The organism is Nocardia asteroides, assembly GCA_019930625.1.
GTDB lineage: Bacteria > Actinomycetota > Actinomycetes > Mycobacteriales > Mycobacteriaceae > Nocardia > Nocardia sputi.
This window is the reverse complement of record CP082844.1, coordinates 1,054,111-1,073,367: the sequence shown is the minus strand read 5'-3', so window position 1 is coordinate 1,073,367 and position 19,257 is coordinate 1,054,111. Positions and strand designations below refer to the sequence as shown.

At 66.1% G+C, this 19,257-nt stretch carries 20 protein-coding genes and 1 pseudogene; 6 read left to right on the top strand and 15 right to left on the bottom strand.

The genetic code is table 11. The features are described from left to right. Positions 1-31 precede the first annotated feature (31 nt). On the top strand, positions 32-2,287 hold the full coding sequence (locus K8O92_04835; GenBank protein UAK33316.1) for a heavy metal translocating P-type ATPase: 2,256 nt from the start codon (positions 32-34) through the stop codon (positions 2,285-2,287). An 80-nt stretch (positions 2,288-2,367) separates the two neighbouring features. Here K8O92_04835 and K8O92_04830 read toward each other — a convergent pair whose 3' ends face one another. After that, positions 2,368-2,847, bottom strand: a complete 480-nt coding sequence (locus K8O92_04830; protein UAK33315.1) for a hypothetical protein — start codon at positions 2,845-2,847, stop codon at positions 2,368-2,370. Between the two features lie 247 nt (positions 2,848-3,094). Continuing rightward, a complete protein-coding gene (gene serA / locus K8O92_04825) occupies positions 3,095-4,693 on the bottom strand; it encodes a phosphoglycerate dehydrogenase (GenBank protein ID UAK33314.1) in 1,599 nt (532 codons plus the stop codon). Between the two features lie 269 nt (positions 4,694-4,962). Between serA and K8O92_04820 the strand changes: the two genes are divergently transcribed. After that, positions 4,963-5,367: a four-helix bundle copper-binding protein gene (locus tag K8O92_04820; protein ID UAK33313.1), complete on the top strand. Its 405-nt coding sequence runs from the start codon at positions 4,963-4,965 to the stop codon at positions 5,365-5,367. Positions 5,368-5,559: 192 nt separating this feature from the next. Here K8O92_04820 and K8O92_04815 read toward each other — a convergent pair whose 3' ends face one another. Beyond that, positions 5,560-6,615 (bottom strand): hypothetical protein, encoded by a 1,056-nt coding sequence (locus K8O92_04815; protein UAK33312.1) that lies wholly within the window; start codon positions 6,613-6,615, stop codon positions 5,560-5,562. A gap of 173 nt (positions 6,616-6,788) precedes the next feature. On the opposite strand from K8O92_04815, the gene K8O92_04810 reads away from it, so the two are divergent. From K8O92_04810 to K8O92_04800, 3 genes are all read left to right on the top strand, one after another. Then, positions 6,789-7,010 (top strand): heavy-metal-associated domain-containing protein, encoded by a 222-nt coding sequence (locus K8O92_04810; protein ID UAK33311.1) that lies wholly within the window; start codon positions 6,789-6,791, stop codon positions 7,008-7,010. Positions 7,011-7,141: 131 nt separating this feature from the next. Further along, positions 7,142-8,509 carry an MFS transporter gene (locus K8O92_04805; GenBank protein ID UAK33310.1) on the top strand — a complete coding sequence of 456 codons (1,368 nt, stop codon included), beginning with the start codon at positions 7,142-7,144 and terminating at the stop codon, positions 8,507-8,509. 115 nt (positions 8,510-8,624) lie between these two features. Continuing rightward, on the top strand, positions 8,625-8,783 hold the full coding sequence (locus tag K8O92_04800) for a hypothetical protein (protein ID UAK33309.1): 159 nt from the start codon (positions 8,625-8,627) through the stop codon (positions 8,781-8,783). A 49-nt stretch (positions 8,784-8,832) separates the two neighbouring features. Here the strand turns inward: K8O92_04800 and K8O92_04795 are convergent, their stop codons facing one another. After that, positions 8,833-9,453 carry a DUF305 domain-containing protein gene (locus tag K8O92_04795; protein UAK33308.1) on the bottom strand — a complete coding sequence of 207 codons (621 nt, stop codon included), beginning with the start codon at positions 9,451-9,453 and terminating at the stop codon, positions 8,833-8,835. A 307-nt stretch (positions 9,454-9,760) separates the two neighbouring features. Beyond that, a complete protein-coding gene (locus K8O92_04790) occupies positions 9,761-10,339 on the bottom strand; it encodes a TetR/AcrR family transcriptional regulator (GenBank protein ID UAK35434.1) in 579 nt (192 codons plus the stop codon). Between the two features lie 281 nt (positions 10,340-10,620). Between K8O92_04790 and K8O92_04785 the strand changes: the two genes are divergently transcribed. Next, on the top strand, positions 10,621-11,142 hold the full coding sequence (locus K8O92_04785) for a DUF2269 domain-containing protein (protein UAK33307.1): 522 nt from the start codon (positions 10,621-10,623) through the stop codon (positions 11,140-11,142). A 141-nt stretch (positions 11,143-11,283) separates the two neighbouring features. Here the strand turns inward: K8O92_04785 and K8O92_04780 are convergent, their stop codons facing one another. The 10 genes and pseudogenes from K8O92_04780 to K8O92_04735 form a co-directional block, all read right to left on the bottom strand. Beyond that, entirely contained in the window at positions 11,284-11,439 is a 156-nt protein-coding gene (locus K8O92_04780) for a hypothetical protein (GenBank protein ID UAK33306.1), read from the bottom strand. A 198-nt stretch (positions 11,440-11,637) separates the two neighbouring features. Beyond that, positions 11,638-12,282, bottom strand: coding sequence for an NUDIX hydrolase (locus tag K8O92_04775; GenBank protein ID UAK33305.1), 645 nt, complete (start codon positions 12,280-12,282; stop codon positions 11,638-11,640). 52 nt (positions 12,283-12,334) lie between these two features. Next, a pseudogene (locus tag K8O92_04770) lies at positions 12,335-12,711 on the bottom strand (GNAT family N-acetyltransferase). A gap of 18 nt (positions 12,712-12,729) precedes the next feature. Further along, on the bottom strand, positions 12,730-13,725 hold the full coding sequence (galE, locus tag K8O92_04765) for a UDP-glucose 4-epimerase GalE (protein ID UAK33304.1): 996 nt from the start codon (positions 13,723-13,725) through the stop codon (positions 12,730-12,732). Beyond that, entirely contained in the window at positions 13,722-14,771 is a 1,050-nt protein-coding gene (locus K8O92_04760; GenBank protein ID UAK33303.1) for a nucleotidyltransferase domain-containing protein, read from the bottom strand. Before K8O92_04760 ends, galE begins: the two co-directional genes overlap by 4 nt. Before the next feature lie 3 nt (positions 14,772-14,774). Beyond that, positions 14,775-16,079 (bottom strand): phosphomethylpyrimidine synthase ThiC, encoded by a 1,305-nt coding sequence (locus K8O92_04755; protein ID UAK33302.1) that lies wholly within the window; start codon positions 16,077-16,079, stop codon positions 14,775-14,777. A gap of 236 nt (positions 16,080-16,315) precedes the next feature. After that, the gene (locus K8O92_04750) at positions 16,316-17,107 is read right to left on the bottom strand and encodes an SAM-dependent methyltransferase (protein ID UAK33301.1); all 792 of its coding nucleotides are present in this window, start codon (positions 17,105-17,107) and stop codon (positions 16,316-16,318) included. A gap of 113 nt (positions 17,108-17,220) precedes the next feature. After that, positions 17,221-17,805, bottom strand: coding sequence for a DUF5753 domain-containing protein (locus tag K8O92_04745; GenBank protein ID UAK33300.1), 585 nt, complete (start codon positions 17,803-17,805; stop codon positions 17,221-17,223). Positions 17,806-18,151: 346 nt separating this feature from the next. After that, positions 18,152-18,631, bottom strand: a complete 480-nt coding sequence (locus K8O92_04740; GenBank protein UAK33299.1) for a DNA-directed RNA polymerase subunit beta — start codon at positions 18,629-18,631, stop codon at positions 18,152-18,154. A 166-nt stretch (positions 18,632-18,797) separates the two neighbouring features. Next, a complete protein-coding gene (locus K8O92_04735; protein ID UAK33298.1) occupies positions 18,798-19,013 on the bottom strand; it encodes a hypothetical protein in 216 nt (71 codons plus the stop codon). Positions 19,014-19,257: the final 244 nt, after the last annotated feature.

Here is a 19,257-nt window from a genome sequence, read left to right as displayed (position 1 = left end):
CAGATTTCCCCAGTACGGAACGGAGCCTGCAATGGGCACCACGACGCAATCCTCCACCCGGATCGAGTTGGCGATCGGTGGCATGACGTGTGCGTCGTGCGCCAATCGGATCGAGAAGAAACTGAACAAGCTCGACGGGGTCACCGCCACGGTCAACTACGCCACGGAGAAGGCGCGCGTGGAATACTCCGGCGTCCTCACGCCCGAGGACCTGGTGGCCACGGTCGAGGAAGCCGGTTACACCGCCGCGCTCCCGACCTCGAAGGCCGGGAAACCGGACGCGTCATCAGCCGCTTCCGGAGGCGACGACCCGACGGCCTCATTACGGCAACGTCTGCTCGTCTCGCTGGTCCTGACAGTGCCGGTGATCGCCATGGCGATGATTCCGGCACTGCAGTTCACCAACTGGCAGTGGCTGTCGCTGACACTGGCCGCGCCGGTGGTGATCTGGGGTGCCTTGCCCTTCCACAGGGCGGCCTGGACCAACTTGCGCCACGCCACCGCCACGATGGACACCCTCATCTCCATCGGCACGCTCGCCGCGCTCGGCTGGTCGCTGTATGCACTGTTCTGGGGCACTGCCGGTATGCCGGGCATGACGCACCCGTTCGAACTGACCATCGCCCGCGAAGGTGGGGCCGGGAACATCTATCTAGAGGTGGCGGCCGGAGTCACCACCTTCATTCTCGCCGGACGTTACTTCGAGGCCCGATCCAAGCGGCAGGCCGGTGCCGCGCTGCGAGCGTTGCTGGAGCTCGGCGCCAAAGACGTATCGGTGCTGCGCGACGGTAAGGAACAGCGCATACCCGCCGAGCAGCTCGCCGTGGGCGACCTGTTCGTCGTGCGCCCCGGCGAGAAGATCGCCTCCGACGGCGTCGTGATGGAAGGCTCCTCGGCGGTCGACGCCTCGATGCTGACCGGGGAATCGGTGCCCGTCGAGGTCAGCGTCGACGACGCGGTGGTCGGCGCCACCGTCAACGTCGGCGGCCGGATCGTGGTGCGTACCAGCCGTGTCGGCTCTGACACTCAGCTGGCCCAGATGGCCAAGCTGGTGGAGGAAGCTCAGAACGGCAAAGCCCAGGCGCAGCGGCTGACCGACAAGATCGCCGGCATCTTCGTCCCCATCGTGATCGCCCTGTCGGTGGTGGCCCTGGGGTTCTGGCTCGGCACCGGAGGTTCGGTCGCCGCGGCCTTCACCGCCGCGGTCGCCGTGCTGATCATCGCCTGCCCCTGCGCCCTCGGCCTGGCCACGCCCACCGCGCTGATGGTCGGTACCGGCCGCGGTGCCCAGATGGGTGTCCTGATCAAGGGCCCGGAGGTGCTGGAATCGACCCGGCGGGTCGACACCGTGGTGCTGGACAAGACCGGGACCGTCACCACCGGCAAGATGAGCCTGCTCAAGGTGTATGCCGCCGACGGCGAGGACGAGTTGCAGATCCTGGAGCTGGCCGGAGCGCTCGAGGATTCCTCCGAGCACCCGATCGCGCAGGCGATCGCCAAGGCCGCCCGGGACAAGCTCGGCGACCTCGCGCCGGTGCAGGGCTTTGCCAACGTCGAGGGCCTGGGTGTGGAGGGCGTAGTCGATGACCGCAGGGTTGTCGTCGGGCGTCGCCGAATGCTGGCGCAGCGAGCGCAAAGCCTGGACTCGGACTTGGAACGAGTCATGGCCGTCGCCGAATCCGAGGGGAAAACGGCCGTCGTGGCGGCCTGGGACGGGAAGGCGCGCGGTGTCCTGGTCGTCGCCGATACGGTGAAACCGACCTCCGCCGACGCGACAACCCAACTGCGTGCGCTGGGGCTGACACCGATCTTGCTGACCGGCGACAACGCGGCCGCGGCGCGGGCCATCGGCGAGGAGGTCGGCATCGAGGAGGTGATTGCGGAGGTGCTGCCGCGCGAGAAGGTCGATGTCATCACGAAGCTGCAAGCCCAGGGCAAGGTCGTCGCGATGGTCGGAGACGGCGTCAACGACGCGGCGGCTCTGGCCCAGGCCGACCTCGGTCTGGCCATGGGAACCGGCACCGACGTGGCGATCGAGGCCAGTGACCTGGCTCTGGTCCGAGGCGATCTGCGGGCCGCGGCGGACGCGATCCGGTTGTCGCGCAAGACGCTCGGCACCATCAAGGGCAACCTGTTCTGGGCGTTCGCCTACAACGTTGCCGCCTTGCCGCTGGCGATGGCAGGTCTGCTCAACCCCATGCTCGCCGGTGCGGCGATGGCGTTCTCGTCGGTGTTCGTGGTGAGCAACAGTCTGCGTTTGCGAGGCTTCCGCTCCAGCAACAGCTGACGGGCGAATGCCGCTCTGACGCCACGCCGTACAGCGCTGCGCAGCGAGCTGGCGTGGCTGTCGGGCCGCGATATACGCAATCAGTTGATGTCGATTGTCCCGTCGAAGATCAATGGCGTCGCGCCCGGCTGGCATCCCCGGAAGCTGTTCGTCGGCATCGGGACTCCGTAGCCGATCCGGCTCGGTTCCCCGTTGACGCCCTTGGTGACAGTGATCTGGATGGCCATCGAGTCCGGTGCGAACATCATGACCGGTTCGGCGGTTGTGATCGGATAGATCAGCGAGACGGTGTTTCCGTTGATCGTCAGACAGGTCACCGGGCCGGTCACGCGTACCGGTAGCGGCATATTCCCCAACCGGCCGCTCGCGACGTAGGTGCCCGTCGCCGGTCCATCGCCGGTGCCTTGGGCGTCGATGTGGAGCACGTTCATGCCTGCTACTTGCATATTGCCGTCGATCGAGACCGAGCCTGGGTCAGCGGCGGCCGCTCCAGCACTCGCGGCTATCGCTGCGGACGCCAGGGCCGCGGATGCGGCGAGTCGAGTGAGCTGAGCAATCATTGGTATGCCTCCTCAGTCAGTGTTCCCTGCGAGCCGCATACCCGGCATCCAGGCGTTCACGCGACCCTCTGCCCCTGACACGTCGTGCCGGTACCGACACTGACCTGTCCCCATTGTGTGCAACGGGGACAGGTCGCTGGGGATGCGAAACTGCGCGTCACGCTACGCCTCGTCTCCGTAGTTCCGGTGAAGGCTTTGTCGCCAGGCGCGTCACGTCATTGCTGGTACCGGTGGATTGTCGGTGCGATCAGGCCAGATCGACCAAGACGACCTTGGCGGCGCCGACTACCTTCTCGATCCACGCTTTCGTTTCCGCGGAGACCTCCTTGTCGACCCGGAGGACAACGGTGGCGCCTGCGGCATCGACATCCTGTGCCAACTGGGCAGCCTTGATGTCGACTCCGGCCTGGCCGAGAACCGTTCCGATGTAACCCAATTGACCTGGGCGGTCCTCGTAGTTGAGGATGGCCAGGTTCAGGCCCTCGGCGCGCATGTCGTAGTTGCGGCCGTTGATGTTGACGATCTTCTCGACCAGGTTCGGCTCGGTCAGCGTGCCGGCCACGTTCAGGGTCGAGCCGTCGCCGAACACGGCGCGCAGGTCGACGACGCTGCGGTGGTTCGGGCTCTCGGTAGCGGTGGTGACCTCGGCGGTGATGCCGCGCTCCTTGGCCAGCGCCGGGGCGTTGACGAAGGTGACCTGGTCCTCGACCAGCGCCGAGAACACCCCGCGCAGCGCGGACAGCTCCAGCACGGCCACGTCCTGCGAGGCCAGCTCGCCGCGGACCTGCACCTCGACGCTGACGGGCAGCTCGTTGGCGATGGCGCCCAGCAGCGCGCCCTGCTTGCGGACCACGTCGAGCCACGGCGCGACGACGTCGTTGACGGCGCCACCGGTGACGTTCACCGCGCCCGGCACGAACTCACCGGCCAGCGCCAGCAGCACCGACTTGGCGACATCGGTGCCCGCGCGGTCCTGGGCCTCGGCGGTGGAGGCGCCCAGGTGCGGGGTCACGACGACCTCGGGCAGCTCGAACAGCGGGCTGTCGGTGCACGGCTCGGTCTCGAACACGTCCAGACCGGCGGCACGCACGTGACCGGACTTGATCGCGTCGGCCAGCGCCTGCTCGTCGATCAGGCCACCGCGCGCGGCGTTGACGATGATGACGCCCGGCTTGGTCTTGGCCAGGGTCTCGGCGTTGAGCATGCCCTTGGTCTCGGGGGTCTTGGGCAGGTGGATGGAGATGAAGTCGGCGCGCTCGAGCACCTCTTCCAGGCTCAGCAGTTCGATGCCCAGCTGGGCGGCGCGCGCGGGCGAGGTGTAGGGGTCGTAGGCGACGATCTTGGTCTCGAACGCGGCGAGACGCTGCGCGAACAGCTGGCCGATGCGGCCGAGGCCGATGACGCCGACGGTCTTGCCGAGGATCTCGACACCGTTGAACTTGCTGCGCTTCCAGGTCTTCTCGCGCAGGGTCGCGTCGGCGGCCGGGATCTGGCGCGCGGCGGCGAGCAGCAGGGTGACGGCGTGCTCGGCGGCGGTGTGGATGTTGGAGGTCGGGGCGTTGACGACCATCACGCCACGCTCGGTGGCGGCGGGCACGTCGACGTTGTCGAGGCCGACGCCGGCACGGGCGACGATCTGGAGCTTCTTGCCCGCCTCGAGCACCTCGGCGTCGACGGTGGTCGCGGAACGCACGAGCAGCGCGTCGGCCTCGGGCACCGCGGCGAGCAGGGCCGGGCGGTCGGGGCCGTCGACCCAGCGAACCTCGACACCGTCACCGAGCGCGTCGACGGTCGACTGGGCGAGCTTGTCGGCGATCAGAACTACAGGACGGCCTGCTTGGCTCACTGTGGGGTACTCCTCTGTGCTGGGTTCGACGATGAGTTCGTGTCGAACGGATACGAGTATCTACGTAGTTAGACAGTAGATACGGGCTCGGTGTGTAGCAACCGATCCGAGGTGTGGCGCGCGCCATGTACTGCTGGGTGCCGGGTCCTGAGACTGCGAGACGATCGCCCCGTGACCGGTCGAGTCCGCCGGTGCGCTGCGGTTTCGCAGCCCGGTGGCCGGGTAATGCACCGACGACCAGCTGAAACTTGTCGTCGAGGAGGAATTTCATGGGTACCGTCGCTGAACTGCTCGACTCGTATCCGGCCGATCTCGGCCAGGTCGACCGGAACGTGCTTGCCACGTGCATCGAACGATGTTTCGAATGCGCACAGGCTTGTACCGCGTGCGCGGATGCCTGCTTGAGCGAGCGGGGAGTGGCCGAAATGGTCAAGTGCATCAGATCCGATCTCGACTGCGCCGACATCTGTGACACCACGGGAAGAGTGTTGTCGCGTCACACCGGCTACGACGCGAACTTGACCCGAGCGGTTCTCGAAGCGTGCGCGACGGCGTGCGCGAGCTGCGCGGATGAATGCGAACGCCATACCGCCCACGAACACTGCCGTGTCTGCGCGCAGGCATGTCGGCGCTGTGAAGCGGCGTGCCGGGAATTGATCGCAGCTCTCGGCTGAACACCGACTCGGCGCGCCCGGGCAGTCGAGCCGCATATCCGGCGCCGCCACCACGGCGCAGGTATGCGGAAATGAATCATGTTCACGTCGATGGCGGGCACCCGAGAGCGAAGCTACGTAGGAAAATCGTAGAAACCGTCGGCTTTGCCCGGTAAGCGCGCCGGGATCTCTCCTCCGCAGGCTTAGGTTCCCTCACGCCTTTCGGGCGCCCAGGGCAGAGACGAGCGCCACCGACACCAAGGCGGACAGCACGACCGTCCCGGCGGTGAGTTCTGCCGACCACGCGACTCCCGGGCCGAGTTGCAAGGCCACGAACTGCACCGACCACAGCGCCGCCGGGAGCACGACCGCGACCATGGCTGCTGTTGGCACCCGGGGCACCCAGGCTGTGGATACCGCGACGAGTCCTTCGATGATCAGCCCGGCGATGACGGCGGCCACCACGACCGAGGGCCGGGTGAAGTTCTGCACGGTCTGGGCGAGGACGGCCAACCCGGTGACGATGGCGGTGATCGCACCGACGGGCAATCGCCGACGCTTCAGCAGCAGTGCGATCGGCACCACGACCAGCACGGTGGTGATCAGGTAGGCGCCGAGCCCGGCCTGGGCCGGGATCTCGGTGGCGTAGTGCTCGGGGGTGCCCTCGGGAAAGTCCTCGACCGCGCGCAGTGGCGCGTCGGTGGTGAACGCGGAGACGTAGCTGAGGGCGAAGCCGATGATCCCGGTGATCGCGGCGGCGGCAATGACAGCGGGCGGGGCCCAGGCCGGTGCTGAGGGCTGTTTGATCTGGATCGCGCGCAGTGGGCCGGAGAACAGCAGCACGGCCCCGGTGAACAGGAGTAGGTGAGTCGGGCTAACCAACGCGTCGAGCCCGGATTCGACCCCGAACCTCAGATGCCACGCCATGTCCGCGGCCCCGGCGGCGGAGAAAACGCCGACCCCGGCCAGTGACCAACCGTACCCCCGGGGCATCGACACCGCTGCCGACATCAGCGATCGACCTGCGTTGCGGCGCCGCACGCCCATCGCCAACAGCAGGGCAGCCGCTGCGCCGACGCCGGAATACAACAGAAGATGCCACCAGGTGAAGAACGAGTCCGGTAGATCCAGGTAGTGCGCACGCCCGTCCAGGTGTACGGCCACGACGATCCAGACGCTCGTGGCGGCCATGGCGAGGTCCTCGCCTCGGGTGCTGTCGGCGGTTCGCGCCTCGATGCCGGCGCGATCACTCCATTGCGTTTTCACCACGGCCAGGCCCCTTTCCGGTTCGATGCGAGTCCCGGTGACCCACGTCACCAATATACCCCCACTAGGTATATGGGTAAATGGCGTGATACCTATACCCCCTAGGGGTTTACATTCACGAGATGATGTCGTAGCGTCTCTCCTCGGAAAGCAACGCCACACAAGGAGGCCCGGCCATGAGCACCACAACCACCACGAGCACCTATGTCGTTTCGGGCATGTCCTGTGGCAGCTGCGTCGGCAAGGTCAGCGCCGGACTCGAAAAGCTCTCCGGCATCGACGACGTCGACATCGATCTGACCAGCGGCGCGGTCACCGTCACCGGCGCCAGCGCCGCAGACGCCGCACTGATCCAGGCCACCGTCGAAAACCTCGGCTACGAACTCGTCCAGAGCTGACCCCGGCCGGTCGTCGTGTCCCCGCGTGACACGACGACCGGGAATCGGGGGCCCGCAGCGTCCCATGACGGTCGCCACCCTCAGCTAGACCCGGTGCCCCGCACCGACACAGGACCAGAAGGACACCCCCGATGACCTCGTTGTTCGCCCACCGCGACTACCTGCGGTTGTTCACCGCGCAGATGACCGCGCTGTTCGGTACCGGCTTGACCACCGTCGCGCTCGGACTGCTCGCCTACGAACTCGCCGGCGCCGACGCCGGCGCGGTGCTCGGCACCGCACTGACGATCAAGATGCTCGTCTACGTCACCGTTGCCCCGATCGTGGCCGCCTATGCCGACCGTTTCCCGCGAAGGCTGTTCCTGGTCGCGCTCAACATGATCCGTGGCGGGGTCGTGCTGGCGTTGCCCTTCATCGACCAGATCTGGCAGATCTATGTCCTGATCGCGATCCTGCAAACCGCCTCGGCCGCGTTCACTCCGACCTACCAGGCCGTGATTCCCGACATCCTGCCCGACGAACGTGACTACACCCGCGCGCTGTCGGCCGCTCAGCTCGCCGCGACCATGGAAACGCTGCTCAGCCCCATGCTGGCCGCGGCCGCGTTGACCCTGATCAGCTTCCACTGGCTGTTCGTCGGCACCGCCATCGGCTTCGCCGTCTCGGCCGCCCTGGTGGTCTCGACCCGCATCCCTGACGCCGGAGCAACGACCCAGGGCAGCTTCGCGAAGCGGATCGCGGTGGGCATGCGGATCTTCGCCGCCACACCACGGCTGCGCGGGCTGCTGGGGCTGAACCTGGTCGTCGCCGCGGCAGGCTCGGTGATCATGGTCAACACCGTCAACTACGTCCGCGACACCCTCGGCGGATCACAGACCGGCGTCGCGATGCTGTTGGCCGCCAACGGCTTCGGAACGATGATCATCGCGCTGTCGCTGCCGCGAGTACTCGACCGCACCGGTGCCCGCCCAGTGATGCTGGCCGGCGCCGCGACCCTGATCCTCGGGCTCGGGTCGGCCATCGCCCTCTCGACCGCCGACGCCGGCCAGTGGCGGTGGGCCGCCGCGAGCGCGGTATGGGCACTCATCGGCGCCGGCACCGCCGGCGTGCTCACCCCCACCGGCGCGATCCTGCGGCGCTCCTCGCAGCCGGCCGATCGCGCGGCACTGTTCGCCGCCCAGTTCTCGCTGTCGCACCTGGCCTGGCTGCTCACCTACCCGATCGCGGGATGGCTGACCAGCGCCGCCGGATTCACCACCACCTGGGTGGTGCTGATCGGCCTGGCAGGGCTCGGCGCCACCGTCGCGGTACGGAACTGGCCACGCAACGAACCCGCCGAGATCACCCACCTGCACGAGGTCGGCACCATCGACCCCGCCCGCCTCGCCGACGCGATCCGCATCAGCGACCGCATCTACCAGCACACCCACCCGTTCGTCATCGACGACGCACACCGGCGTTGGCCGCGCGAAGCACGCGAACCAGTCCTCGTCGGATAGCCGAAAGAGGATCCATCGACATCACATAACCAGGCTCTGAGCATGTGATCGAGAAAAGAGGGTGGGGCTGCACAACCAAGTGAGGCCCCACCCTTTCCTGAAAGCGGAGGCAACGATGCACACCTTCACAGCGGTGATCCTGCGGATTGCCCGCCATCCCGCCGCCCGAACCGCCGCGGCGTGCGTTCTGGCTTGCGGCGCCGAAGCCCTCCGCGTCGCGCTCGCGGGCCAGCCTGTCAAGCCTCAGCGCCGCTTCGAATCCACCGGCCCGTAGAACCGCAGGGCGGCGCAGGCCACAGGGCTTCGAGGGGGCCGGACCACGCTTACTTTTGTCCCAGAAGAGTTTCCATCTGCGTGATCTCTTGCTGCTGTGTGGCCACGATGGTCTCTGCCATTTGTTTGGCCTGGGAGTTGGTTCCGGAGGCGATTTCGGTTTGGGCCATCTCCACCGCCCCGCGGTGATGGTCGATCATCATCTGCAACCACATCTTGTCGAACTCCGGCCCCGACATCGCCTCGAGCGAGGACATCTGCTCCGGCGACATCATTCCGGGCATGTCATGGTTCATCGCCCCACCGGCGGGGTCGGGCTTCCCAGCGCTGGCCAGCAGCGATTGAATCTGGGTCATCTCAGGCTGCTGGGCTGCCTTGATCCCGGCCGCGAGGTCGATGACCTGCTGGTCCTGGGATCGTGAAGGGACCAGCTCGGCCATCTGCACGGCCTGCTCGTGGTGCGGGTACATCATCTGCAGAAACGTTACGTCGGCGTCATTGAAGGTGCCGGCCTGGGCGGTGCCGGTAGCCGCACTCGTCGAGACGGCGGGTGTCGTTGAGGAATGGTGGACCGGTGCCGAATCGTCGTCATTCCCGCAGCCGGCAACGACCAGCGCGACCAATCCGATACACGGAACGAGCCTTCGAGCGATGATGGAACGTCGAGACATGTGAACTCCTCAGGAGTGGGACATGATCTTCTCGTCGAAACACAAACCAGCGGCCCGCGCGGGACCCACGCAGGGCCGCGCAGATATCGGTGGCTCCCGACGGACAGTGCAGCACAGCCTAACCCTTTTGGCGTCGTTCACATCGGCATGGACGGGAACATCATGTTCCACATGTCGCGCAGCATGTTCATCATCTGCATGCACATCCCGGGCATCACTGTTCACCTCCTCGCGCACACCCCCACAAGGCGCGATTACCCTCGACCGCTGGAAATATTCGCCGCGCCTGCTGCTGCTCGGCGGATGTTCAGGCGGGTCCCAATCCAGCCCGGATCACTGTGATCAGCCGGGCTACCGCAGCGTCGGATGATGCCGCGACGGCGGCATCCAACGCATGTAGGCAATAGATTGCCAGCTCATCGGCAGGGGTATCCGTCCTCACCGTCCCGGTCGCGGCGGCGGCGGCCACCGCCTCGGTCACCAACTGGCGAAGTCGTTGTTCGGCGTGGTCGACGTGCGGGCCGCTGTGGTGCACCATCGCGCCGAGATCGCTGTCGTGACGGTGCCTGGACTCGCGAAGAATCCGCGCATAGGCGCCCAACAGGGCATCCAGTCGTCGGGACGGATCGGATTCTGTATCACTCACCGCCACCAGTTGCTCCAGGTGGTGACCGACTTGGCGCTCGTGCCAGGCGGCAAGGATCGCGCTTACATCGGGGAAGTACTTGTACAGCGTCGCCCGCCCGATCCCGGCCTGCTCGGCGATCCCCGACATCGTCATCGAGGCGACCCCGTGCTCGATCGCCAACCGCGCGGCAGTGTCGAGGATCGAGTCGCGCACCGTGCGGCGGTGCGTGTCGATCGTCTCGCTCCACAGCTTCGGCACCCAACCAGGATACAGCCTGCCATGGGCATAGACAGATCGTAATTGATAGAGACATACTGTCTTGCAAACTATGGTGCGCTGACCGAAGGACTCCAGATGGCAAACAACTCCCCGCAACGCCCCCACGGCCCGAATACGCCCCGCTGGGTGAAAGTGACCGGAGTCGTCGTCGCGCTCTTGGCGGCGGTGCTCGTCATCGGACTGCTCGTCAGCGGAGGCCAGCACGGGCCAGGGCGGCACAGTCAGTCGGCTGCGGCGCCAGCCAGCGCTCAGTTCGTGCGATGCTGAGCCCGCGCGGGCGCAAACTCGCCCTCGCCGCGCACGTCAGCATCTCGGTCGGCTGGCTCGGCGCCGTCGTCGCTTTCCTGGCCTTGGCCGTCGTCGGGGTCACCAGTTCCGACGTGCAGCTGGTGCGTGCGGTCGACCTCGTCGCCCGACCACTGGCATGGTGGGTGCTGGTGCCACTGTCGGTGGGCACGCTAGTGACAGGCATCGTTCAATCCCTCGGCACACCATGGGGTCTCATCCGCCATTACTGGGTGCTGATCAAACTCGTGCTCAACGTGGTCGCAACGGCGATCTTGATCCTCTACACCAGTACGGTCGACCACTATGCGGCTGTCGCCTCGCGCCCAGACTCGACTCTGCTCGAATTGCGGGCGCCGACTTTCATTGTCCACGGTGCAGCCGCTTCTATCGTTCTGGCTGCTGCGATGATCCTGGCGGTCTTCAAGCCCCGCGGCCTCACACCGTTCGGGCTACGTATTCGGCAGGCCGCAGCAGAAGGACGAGTCGGGCGATGATTCTGCCCAGGTTCCACGGTGCCCGCGTAGTTGCCTTGATCAGCCGGCGTGATCCCGGCGGCGAGGCGCTGTCGGATGGCCTGGAACTCTTCGGGTGGGCGCGGGTTCCAAGTCGGTGTCGTAGTAGACGGCAGAGGTGTGTCAGCGGTAGCGCGTGCAGGTCGGCGAGCTGGTTGGTGAGGCGAGGTGAGGTGAGGTGAGTTTGCCGCTGCCGCCGCAGCCGGTGATCACGATCCGCTCGTTCACGGCCAGCCGCGACATCGGCCTCGGCGGTCGGGGCTGCTCGTACCCCAGCATGTCCATGATCCATTCAGCCTGGTAGTGGAGCCCTTCGAATTGATCAGCCAGGGTCGGGGCAGAACCACAGGGAACGCCGGAGAGCACGAGATGACTTCGGGCTGGGGACCGGCTGCTGGGACCAGGAGCGGCACGCTTTGAACCGGGCCTGTGGTGGGTGAACGAGCTCTGGGACCGCGGTCCGAGCATCGAGAGTGGTCAGTCGAACATGGTTGGCAGGTCGGGCTTGTTCCAATGCTGGTGGAGGAGGCGGATTTGGGTATCGAGCACCCGGGTGGATGACAGTTCGGGGAGGGCCTCGACATCGAACCAGCCGACTTCCATGGTCTCTACGGGGCTGGGTTGACCGTGCGAGACGATCTCGCACAGGAAAAACAGCTTGTACACGTGATACGGGAAGGCGGGCTGGTGGCCTTGCACATCCCGGTCGTGCAGGGCCACGAGCTTGCTGGCGCGCACTGCGAGGCCGGATTCCTCTTCGACTTCGCGTTCGACAGCGAGTGAGGGCGGTTCCAGCACATCGCACCAGCCGCCCGGCAGGGTCCATTTCTCGTCGCTGCGGTCACGGATGAGCAGGATGCGGGCCTGCTCATCGAACACTCCTCCTCGAACGTCGACTTTGGGCGTCATGTACCCCTGTTCGAGGTACACGTTCTTCTGCAGGTCCTCGACGGTGTCGTTGCTGATGAGAGCGAGCAGGTCCGCAGCGATCTGTTTGGCCTGTTCGTAGCGTTGCCGGTCGAAGACATCGGTGGAAAAGACGAGACCGTTGTGCGCCAGGGCGGCCAGCGCGATGGCATATTGGCGGATCTGGCCCTCGGCTGTCGGTTGAGCGGTGTCCATTCAGTGTCCTTGGGTCGGGGCCGGCGTTGTCGCAGCGGCTGGTCGAGTGCGGTCAAAGAGTCAAGCGGTAGGTCGTGGACTCGCGTGGTGTGAATCCGAGCTGCTGGTAGAGCTGATTCGCGGGGACCTCTTCGGGGTCGAGGTGAGGTCGATCGAGCGTGCTCCGTGGTCTTTTGCGATGACGAGCGCGGTGTTGGTCAGGGCTTGTCCGATGCCGTGACCTCGCGCTGCTCGGTCGACGACGACATCTTCGATGCGTGCTCGCAGTCCGGTGGAAATCGTGTACATGACCAGGGTCAGTGCGCCGACGATCGTTCCCGCTAGACGCGCGGTGGGTAGCGGCATCAAAGGGGAAGCGATGACAGCTTCCAGGACATCGCGAGTCAGAGTCGCCGCGGTGGTGGAGAGTTGCGGTAGAAGGTCCGTCAGCGCTGCGAGTGTCTTCGTCTAGCCCGCCGCTGACCGTCGGCCAGTGAAGCGCTGATGGAATTTCCATGCGTGGGAAACGATTTCGACGATATCAGGGTGCGTGGGTCGCCAGCCGAGTTCGTTTTGTGCGAGTTCGGAGGAGGCGTAGAGGACTGCCGGGTCTCCAGGGCGGCGGGACGCTATCTCGGTCTCGAAGGTCGCACCGGTGACTTTCCGGACTGCGTCGAGTACCTCGCGGTTGGAGAACCCGATGCCGTTGCCCAGGTTGTAGATCCGGTGTTCGCCGGGCTGGATCGCGTCGAGTGCGAGCAGGTGGGCTTGGGCGAGGTCGGTGACGTGGATGTAGTCGCGGATGCAGGTGCCGTCCGGCGTCGGGTAGTCGTCGCCGAACAGTGAGAATTTGTCGCGTAGTCCTGCGGCGGCGTCGAGTGCGAGGGGGATCAGATGGGTTTCGGGGGTGTGGCGTTCGCCGATCATCGTTCCGTCTGCGCAGGTGTGTGCGCCCGCGACGTTGAAGTAGCGCAGGCTGATCGCGCCGAGCTCGCTGGCGCGGGTGATCGAGGCGATCGCTTTGTCGACGGCCAGTTTGGTGTCGCCGTAGGTGTTGACCGGGTTGGTCGCGGCGGTTTCGAGGATGGGGACTTGGTCGGGTTCGCCGTAGACGGCGGCGGTGGAGGAGAACACCAGACGAGGCACCGCGGCCTGTTGGATCGCGTCGAGGAGTGCCAGTGACGCGGCGGTGTTGTTGTCCCAGTGCCATTGTGGGTGCGCCATGGACTCGCCGGCCGCGATGAGCCCGGCGAAGTGAAGAACGGCGTCGAAGCCCGCGTCCGAGGTGAGTACTTGGGCGATGTCGTGCACGCGTAACTGGTGGAACGTTGCTTCGGCGGGGATTTGCTGGTCGTCGTTGCGTGAAAGATCGTCGACGACCTCGACGTGGTGCCCGGCGTCGAGCAGGAGCCGGGTCACGGTGGCACCGACGTAGCCAGCGCCACCGGTGACGAGGATCTTCATGTGGTCTGCACTTTCATCGCGAGGAGGTGATCATGAATTTCTCGTTGGTGCGCGGCGAAGTAGGCCGAGGGGCCGGGCGCGGGTTTGGTCCCGGCCCAGCCGGTGACGCGCGACCAGATCGCGGCCTCCACCGTAGCGAGTTCACCGAGGTCCGGTTTCGCTACCCAGGCTGCGGCGACTTGGCGGGCGAGGTCGTGGGCGATGCGGTGGTGGCGGGCGATGACTTGGCCGCTGTTGGTGACCGCGTAGCGGCTCAGCCGCACGGCGTCGGGGCGGGGGCCGCCGAATACGTAGTCGAAGCGGCGGAACGCGTCATGCAGGTAGTGCCAGAATCTGCCTGGGTCCAGGGGTGGTTGTGTGGGGTCGGTGCGCCATCGCAGCTCGGCGCGCATCTGTTCGGACAGGTGCGGGGCCATGCTGGCGAAGTCGTGGTGGGCATAAGCACCGTCCAGCATCGCGGTGGCGCGCAGGACTTTGATGCACAGGCGGTTGACGAGCAGGTGGAATTGAGCGGTGTCGCAACCGGCGAGCCATTTGGTGTTGAGGTCGTGCCAGTAGTGGGCTTGCACGTAGTACAGCAGGATTTCGTAGGCGTCGCGGTCATCGAGCCGCACCGGAGTGTGTTCGGGCAGTCCGTGGCCGGCCAGATCGAGTCCGAGGTTTTTAAAGTCGTAGCCCAGCGAGGTGTGCAGGTGGCGGTACTGGTGTTCCGGCAGAACCATGATGTCAACTGAGGGAAAGCACCTTTCGGCCATCGCTTTCAGCTGGTCGAGGGGTTTGGCGGGCTCGGGCGCGGAATGGACGTAGAGCAGATCGACGTCGCTGATGAGCACTCGGCCACCGTGGTGGTGGATCAAGGTGGGCTCGCCGCGGGCCATCGACCCACCCAGAATCAACCAGTCCTCGGCGGGGACCAGGCGTCCGAGGGCGACCAGATCGTCGGCGATTCTGTGCGCAGGTGCTGCGAGATCTTGGGCATCGGGCAGCCGTCGGGTGATTGCGTCTGCGAGGGTGGCGGCGTGGTTGGTATCCACTGTGGTGGTCATGGTTCAGCTCTCCGCGATGGTGAGTGGGAGGGGGATGGCGGTGGCCGGGACTGGGGTTTCCTCGCGGTCCTTCTTCGCGGTCAGGTGCGGGCACAATGATCCGCAGATCGTGCAGGGTGCACCGGTTTTGAGTCCGGCGTTGATGAAGGCGTTGGTGGCCAGTCCGGGGTAGAGCGCGTGGGTGGCTTGGACTTCCCAGTCGTTGGCTCGCCGGGCCACCGAGATGGCGCGCTGGCGTGCGGCTTCGGTGGTGTTTCCCCGGCCGAGTTCCAAGGCGGTGATGGCGACCTTGACGTTGCGCACAGCTTCGGCGGTGTCGATGCCGGTCGGCATCAGGTAGTGCTCGACCTGGGTGATGGAGGCGAACATGTCGCCACCGTGCGCACCCGCGGTGGCGACGCCGATCGTGTTGACGATCGAGTCCAGGGTGACTGCGTTGTCGACGACCATCGGCCCGGCCAGCCACAAGGGTGCGCCTCCGAGCGCTTGTTTGTAGGCGGGGATGAGTTCGGGAATGCGGTGCAGCGGGATGTGTCCGCCGGTCTCACACAGCACCTGCACTCCCGCGTCGAGGGCATGCTTGCGCAGTCCGGCGAGCAGTTCGATCTCCCGCCATTTCAGCTCGTCTCCGGCATCGGCGGTCGCGCCGGGACGGAAGATGTCGCCCAGGTCGAGCACAACTCCACGGCGGCGGCAGATTTCGAGAATCCCGTCGAAATGCTCGTGCAGTGGGGATTCGGTGTTGTGCATGCGCATGTAGCGGGCGATCAAGCCACCACCGCGCGAGGTCGTCGGCATGATCCGGTCCGATTTCTCACTCAGCCGCGCCAACTCGGGGTTGATTCCGGCGTGGATCAGCACGAAATCCACGCCGGAGTCGAGGCCGAGTTCGAAGCGCTCGAGGAACTCCTCGCGGCCGAGCTTCGTGCGGGGCTGGGCGAACAGGTCATAGGTCAGGCAGCACCCCAGCGGCACGCCCACGACGTCCTTGAGTTCGCGGCGCAGCGCGATCCCTTCGGGGTTGGTGGTCAGGTCGATGACGGCGTCGGGTCCGGCGGCGTTGATCACCGCCATGCTGTCGACGATCGCTGCGCGGTCAGTGTCGCGCGGGCCGAGACCGATCAGCGCGGTCACCTTCCGGCGCGTCCCGGCACCGACGAGGATCGGGCTGTAGCCGTCCTGGGAGCGGGAATCGTAGGACCGCAAGAACACCATCGTGCCGTTGGCGACCGCAGCAGCGGCCTCCTCGACGCCGATGCCCTCGCGGGCACAGGTAGCGACGAACTGAGGGTCAGTCGAATCGATCATGGTGAATCACCTTTCATAAGAGAACATTTGGAGAGAATGGGCTGGGGGAAACTGAGTAGGTTTGCGGTCCCGGCGCGCGCGCCGCAGCGTGGCTGTGACTGGTCCCACCAGGTGTCCTCCTGTGATCTGGCGGGCGTTCTTCGGGATGGCGGCCAACGCACAGATCGCTGCTACCTGAGCTCGGGTGAGTTCGCTGAAGCGCTTTCGCGAGAAGCGTTGGTCGTCGGTCGATTCCTTCAGCGGGGGAGGTGGCCCACGGCGGCATAGGCGCTCAACACCAATTCGACGGGATGGAGGCCGCGATAGACGCGGCTGCCGATTTCGGGCCGCCATTGATGGGGAGCGACGAGACCGGGTTGCAGCAGCCGGTACGGGGCGAGCATGTTGGTCACGGTTGTGCGCTCGCGGGGCCGGTAGGTGATGGAGTGAGACTCGAGTTGCGCCGCTGTCTCACGGATGTCCTCGCTGAAGACGTCGTCGGTGATGTGGCTGAAGATGATCCAGCACCCGAGCGGCAGACCGGTGGTCAGTTCCGCGAGCATTGTGGTGGCGTCGGGGAGTAGTTCGGCGGTGCCGGACAGGCAGAATGCGACGGGTTGGCCGAGGTCGAGAAACCCGCTGATCTGGTTGAGGACGTCGGCGGTGTCGGTGATATCGACCAGGGCGAAGCGGCGGTTCGGGCTGTTTTCGAGCAGGGCGCGGGCGTGCGCGGCGACCAAGATGTCATGGTCGAGGTAGAGAACGCGCCCAGTCTCGCCGCGGTCCGCGGTTGCATCACCCACGTCCGGGGACAGCGGGAGCCCGCACCCGAGGTCGACGTACTGGTGCACGCCGTGCTCAGTGCTGAGGACGTTGACTGCGCGCAGCAGGAACCGTCGCGCCTCGCGCAGCGAGGCGACGAACTTCCTGCCCGCTGCCGCGGCGACGAGTGCATCGATCTCGTAGTTGTCCTTGCCGCCGAGCAGCTTGTTGACCACGCGGGCGCTGTTGGGCACGTCGTGTCGCAGCGCGAGGTCGTGATCGGCCATGTCGAACAACTCCCGTGATGAGAAGGGGCTGCCGGGACCCGACCCGTCCCGGCCGTGACGAGGGGTACGGCCTAACGGAAGACAGGTCGGGCCCGGGCAGGGGGCGGGTAGTTTCAGATGCCGGGGCCGACATGCTCGGCCAGCGCGCGGTCGAGAAGGGCTCGGGCGTGCTCGCCGTAGCGGGCCTGGCCGGCGAGCAGGTCGAAAGTGCGCAGCGCGAGGGCAATCTCGTCGGCGCCGCTGGTTTCGACCGAGCCGGCGACGGTCTCGATATCGACGCCGGACTCGTCGCGGATGACGAAATTCTCAGCCTGGCCGATGAACTCGGCATCGAGAGGGATGACGCCGATATCGACGTTGTCGCGTTGGGTGAGGATGTCACCGAGCCGGCGGATCTGTGCGGCCATGATCGCGTGACTGCCCACGGTGCGCCGCAATGCGGCTTCACCGATCAGCAGGTGGAAGCGGTGCCCGGGGGCGTCAAGCACGGCCTGGCGCTGCATCCGCACCGCCGCGGTCGCCTCGCTGTCGTCAGGCACGCCGAGCACGGTCGTGCACCTGGACAGGATCGCGCGGGCGTAGTCGAGGGTCTGGACGAGGCCAGGCAGGATTTCGGGACTGTAGCCGCGCTGATGCTTGGTCGTGGACTCGATGTCGATCAGGCTGCGCTGCAACGTCTCCAGGCCGCCATCGGCCACGGCGTACCAGCTGGAGTAGGACATAATCTAACCTTTCATCCAATTTCGGCGGTTGAAGAATCTGGTGGGGATCCACCGGGTGTGGTCGCTGGGCGTGGGGGAGCGCTCCCGGAGGCGCAAGGGTGTGATCAGGGCAGAAGGTAGAGCCGTTCGTTGGGCAGGCGGGGCAGGCCGGTGCATTGGCCGGGGTAGACGGCGACAGTTCCGGGGCGCCGGGCGGCCACGTCACAAACGAAAACCAGCGCGGCGGTAACGCAGGAAGCGAATTCCATTCGAACGCTGGAAATCAGGACCGAGAGACAAACGTCGGACTCGTCAGGACACGGTGACTGCCTACTGTCGTTGTTCATCGCCCGGCCTGCTGCGATAGGCACGCCCGGGCGCACTCGATGACCACTGCGCCGGAGGGGCGGAATGTCCCGGTAGCCGGTGAGACCCAGGTGCGAACCATCAGCGGGTCGGGTGCGGGGGAGGGTAAGGCATTGTCGCCCTCGCGGATCACCACGACCCGCGCGCGCCAGAGTTGCGCGATGACGGTGGGGTCGCCGATGGGGCGCATGTCCGAACGCACGAGGAAGGTCCACATATCGGCGCGTGGGTGGCCGATGATCGACAACGGCGCGACACCTCGCGCGTCGAGGCTGGACTTCACCTGACGGGCGAGGTTGGTGGGCATCATGATCGCGCCGACTTGTCTGGTCTGCATCGTGATTCGCCCAGTGGTGGGTTCGACCACGGTGGGCAGCGAACACACCCGCCGGTAGAACTCGCACCGGGAGCGCGGCGTCTCGGAGAAAGCCAGCGTGGCTGGGATGGTCGAGGTCATCGTGTCCCTCGCGGTAGTGGCTCGGTCCGGTCATCAGTAGAAGTTCCGACCGAGTTCGAAGAAGCGGCTATGCTCGTGAGCCACCCGTCGGTGCGCATCGCTTCCAGGGTCGTGTGCAGCTCTTCCCAGGTCGGCGGAGACGTCGGGTCCGGCAGGGCGTGGCCACTCATCGGGTCGCCTGTCGAGCCGGGCGGCGCTTGTCCGCCGAAATCTGCGACTGCGCGTTCCGGTTCCGGAAGGCATCGCCGTTGTGACGTAGCGCGTTGAATGCTCGTGCCACGGTCCACCGCGCCACCCTCAGGTCGTGCGCGATCGTCTCTACGGTCATCGGTTCCCCGGGCTCGGGGACGGCGAACACATCGTTTTCGAGGGTGGTGGTCATTGGTCACCTCGGTCGGCTTTGCCAGTAGTCGCGGAGTCCGTATCGGTGCTAATTCGGACTAACTGACAGTCGCTCCCCCGCGGGTTATGGGCAACGCGCACAAGGCATAACCGATATGCGCCGGACGTATGCCAGTCGCGTGAGCTGGTGATAGCGTCGAAATATTCGCGTTGTGTGGGGTCGGAGCGACGGGAGCGAAGCGATGGCGGAAAGCGCCGGCAATGGGCGCACATGCGCGACGTGT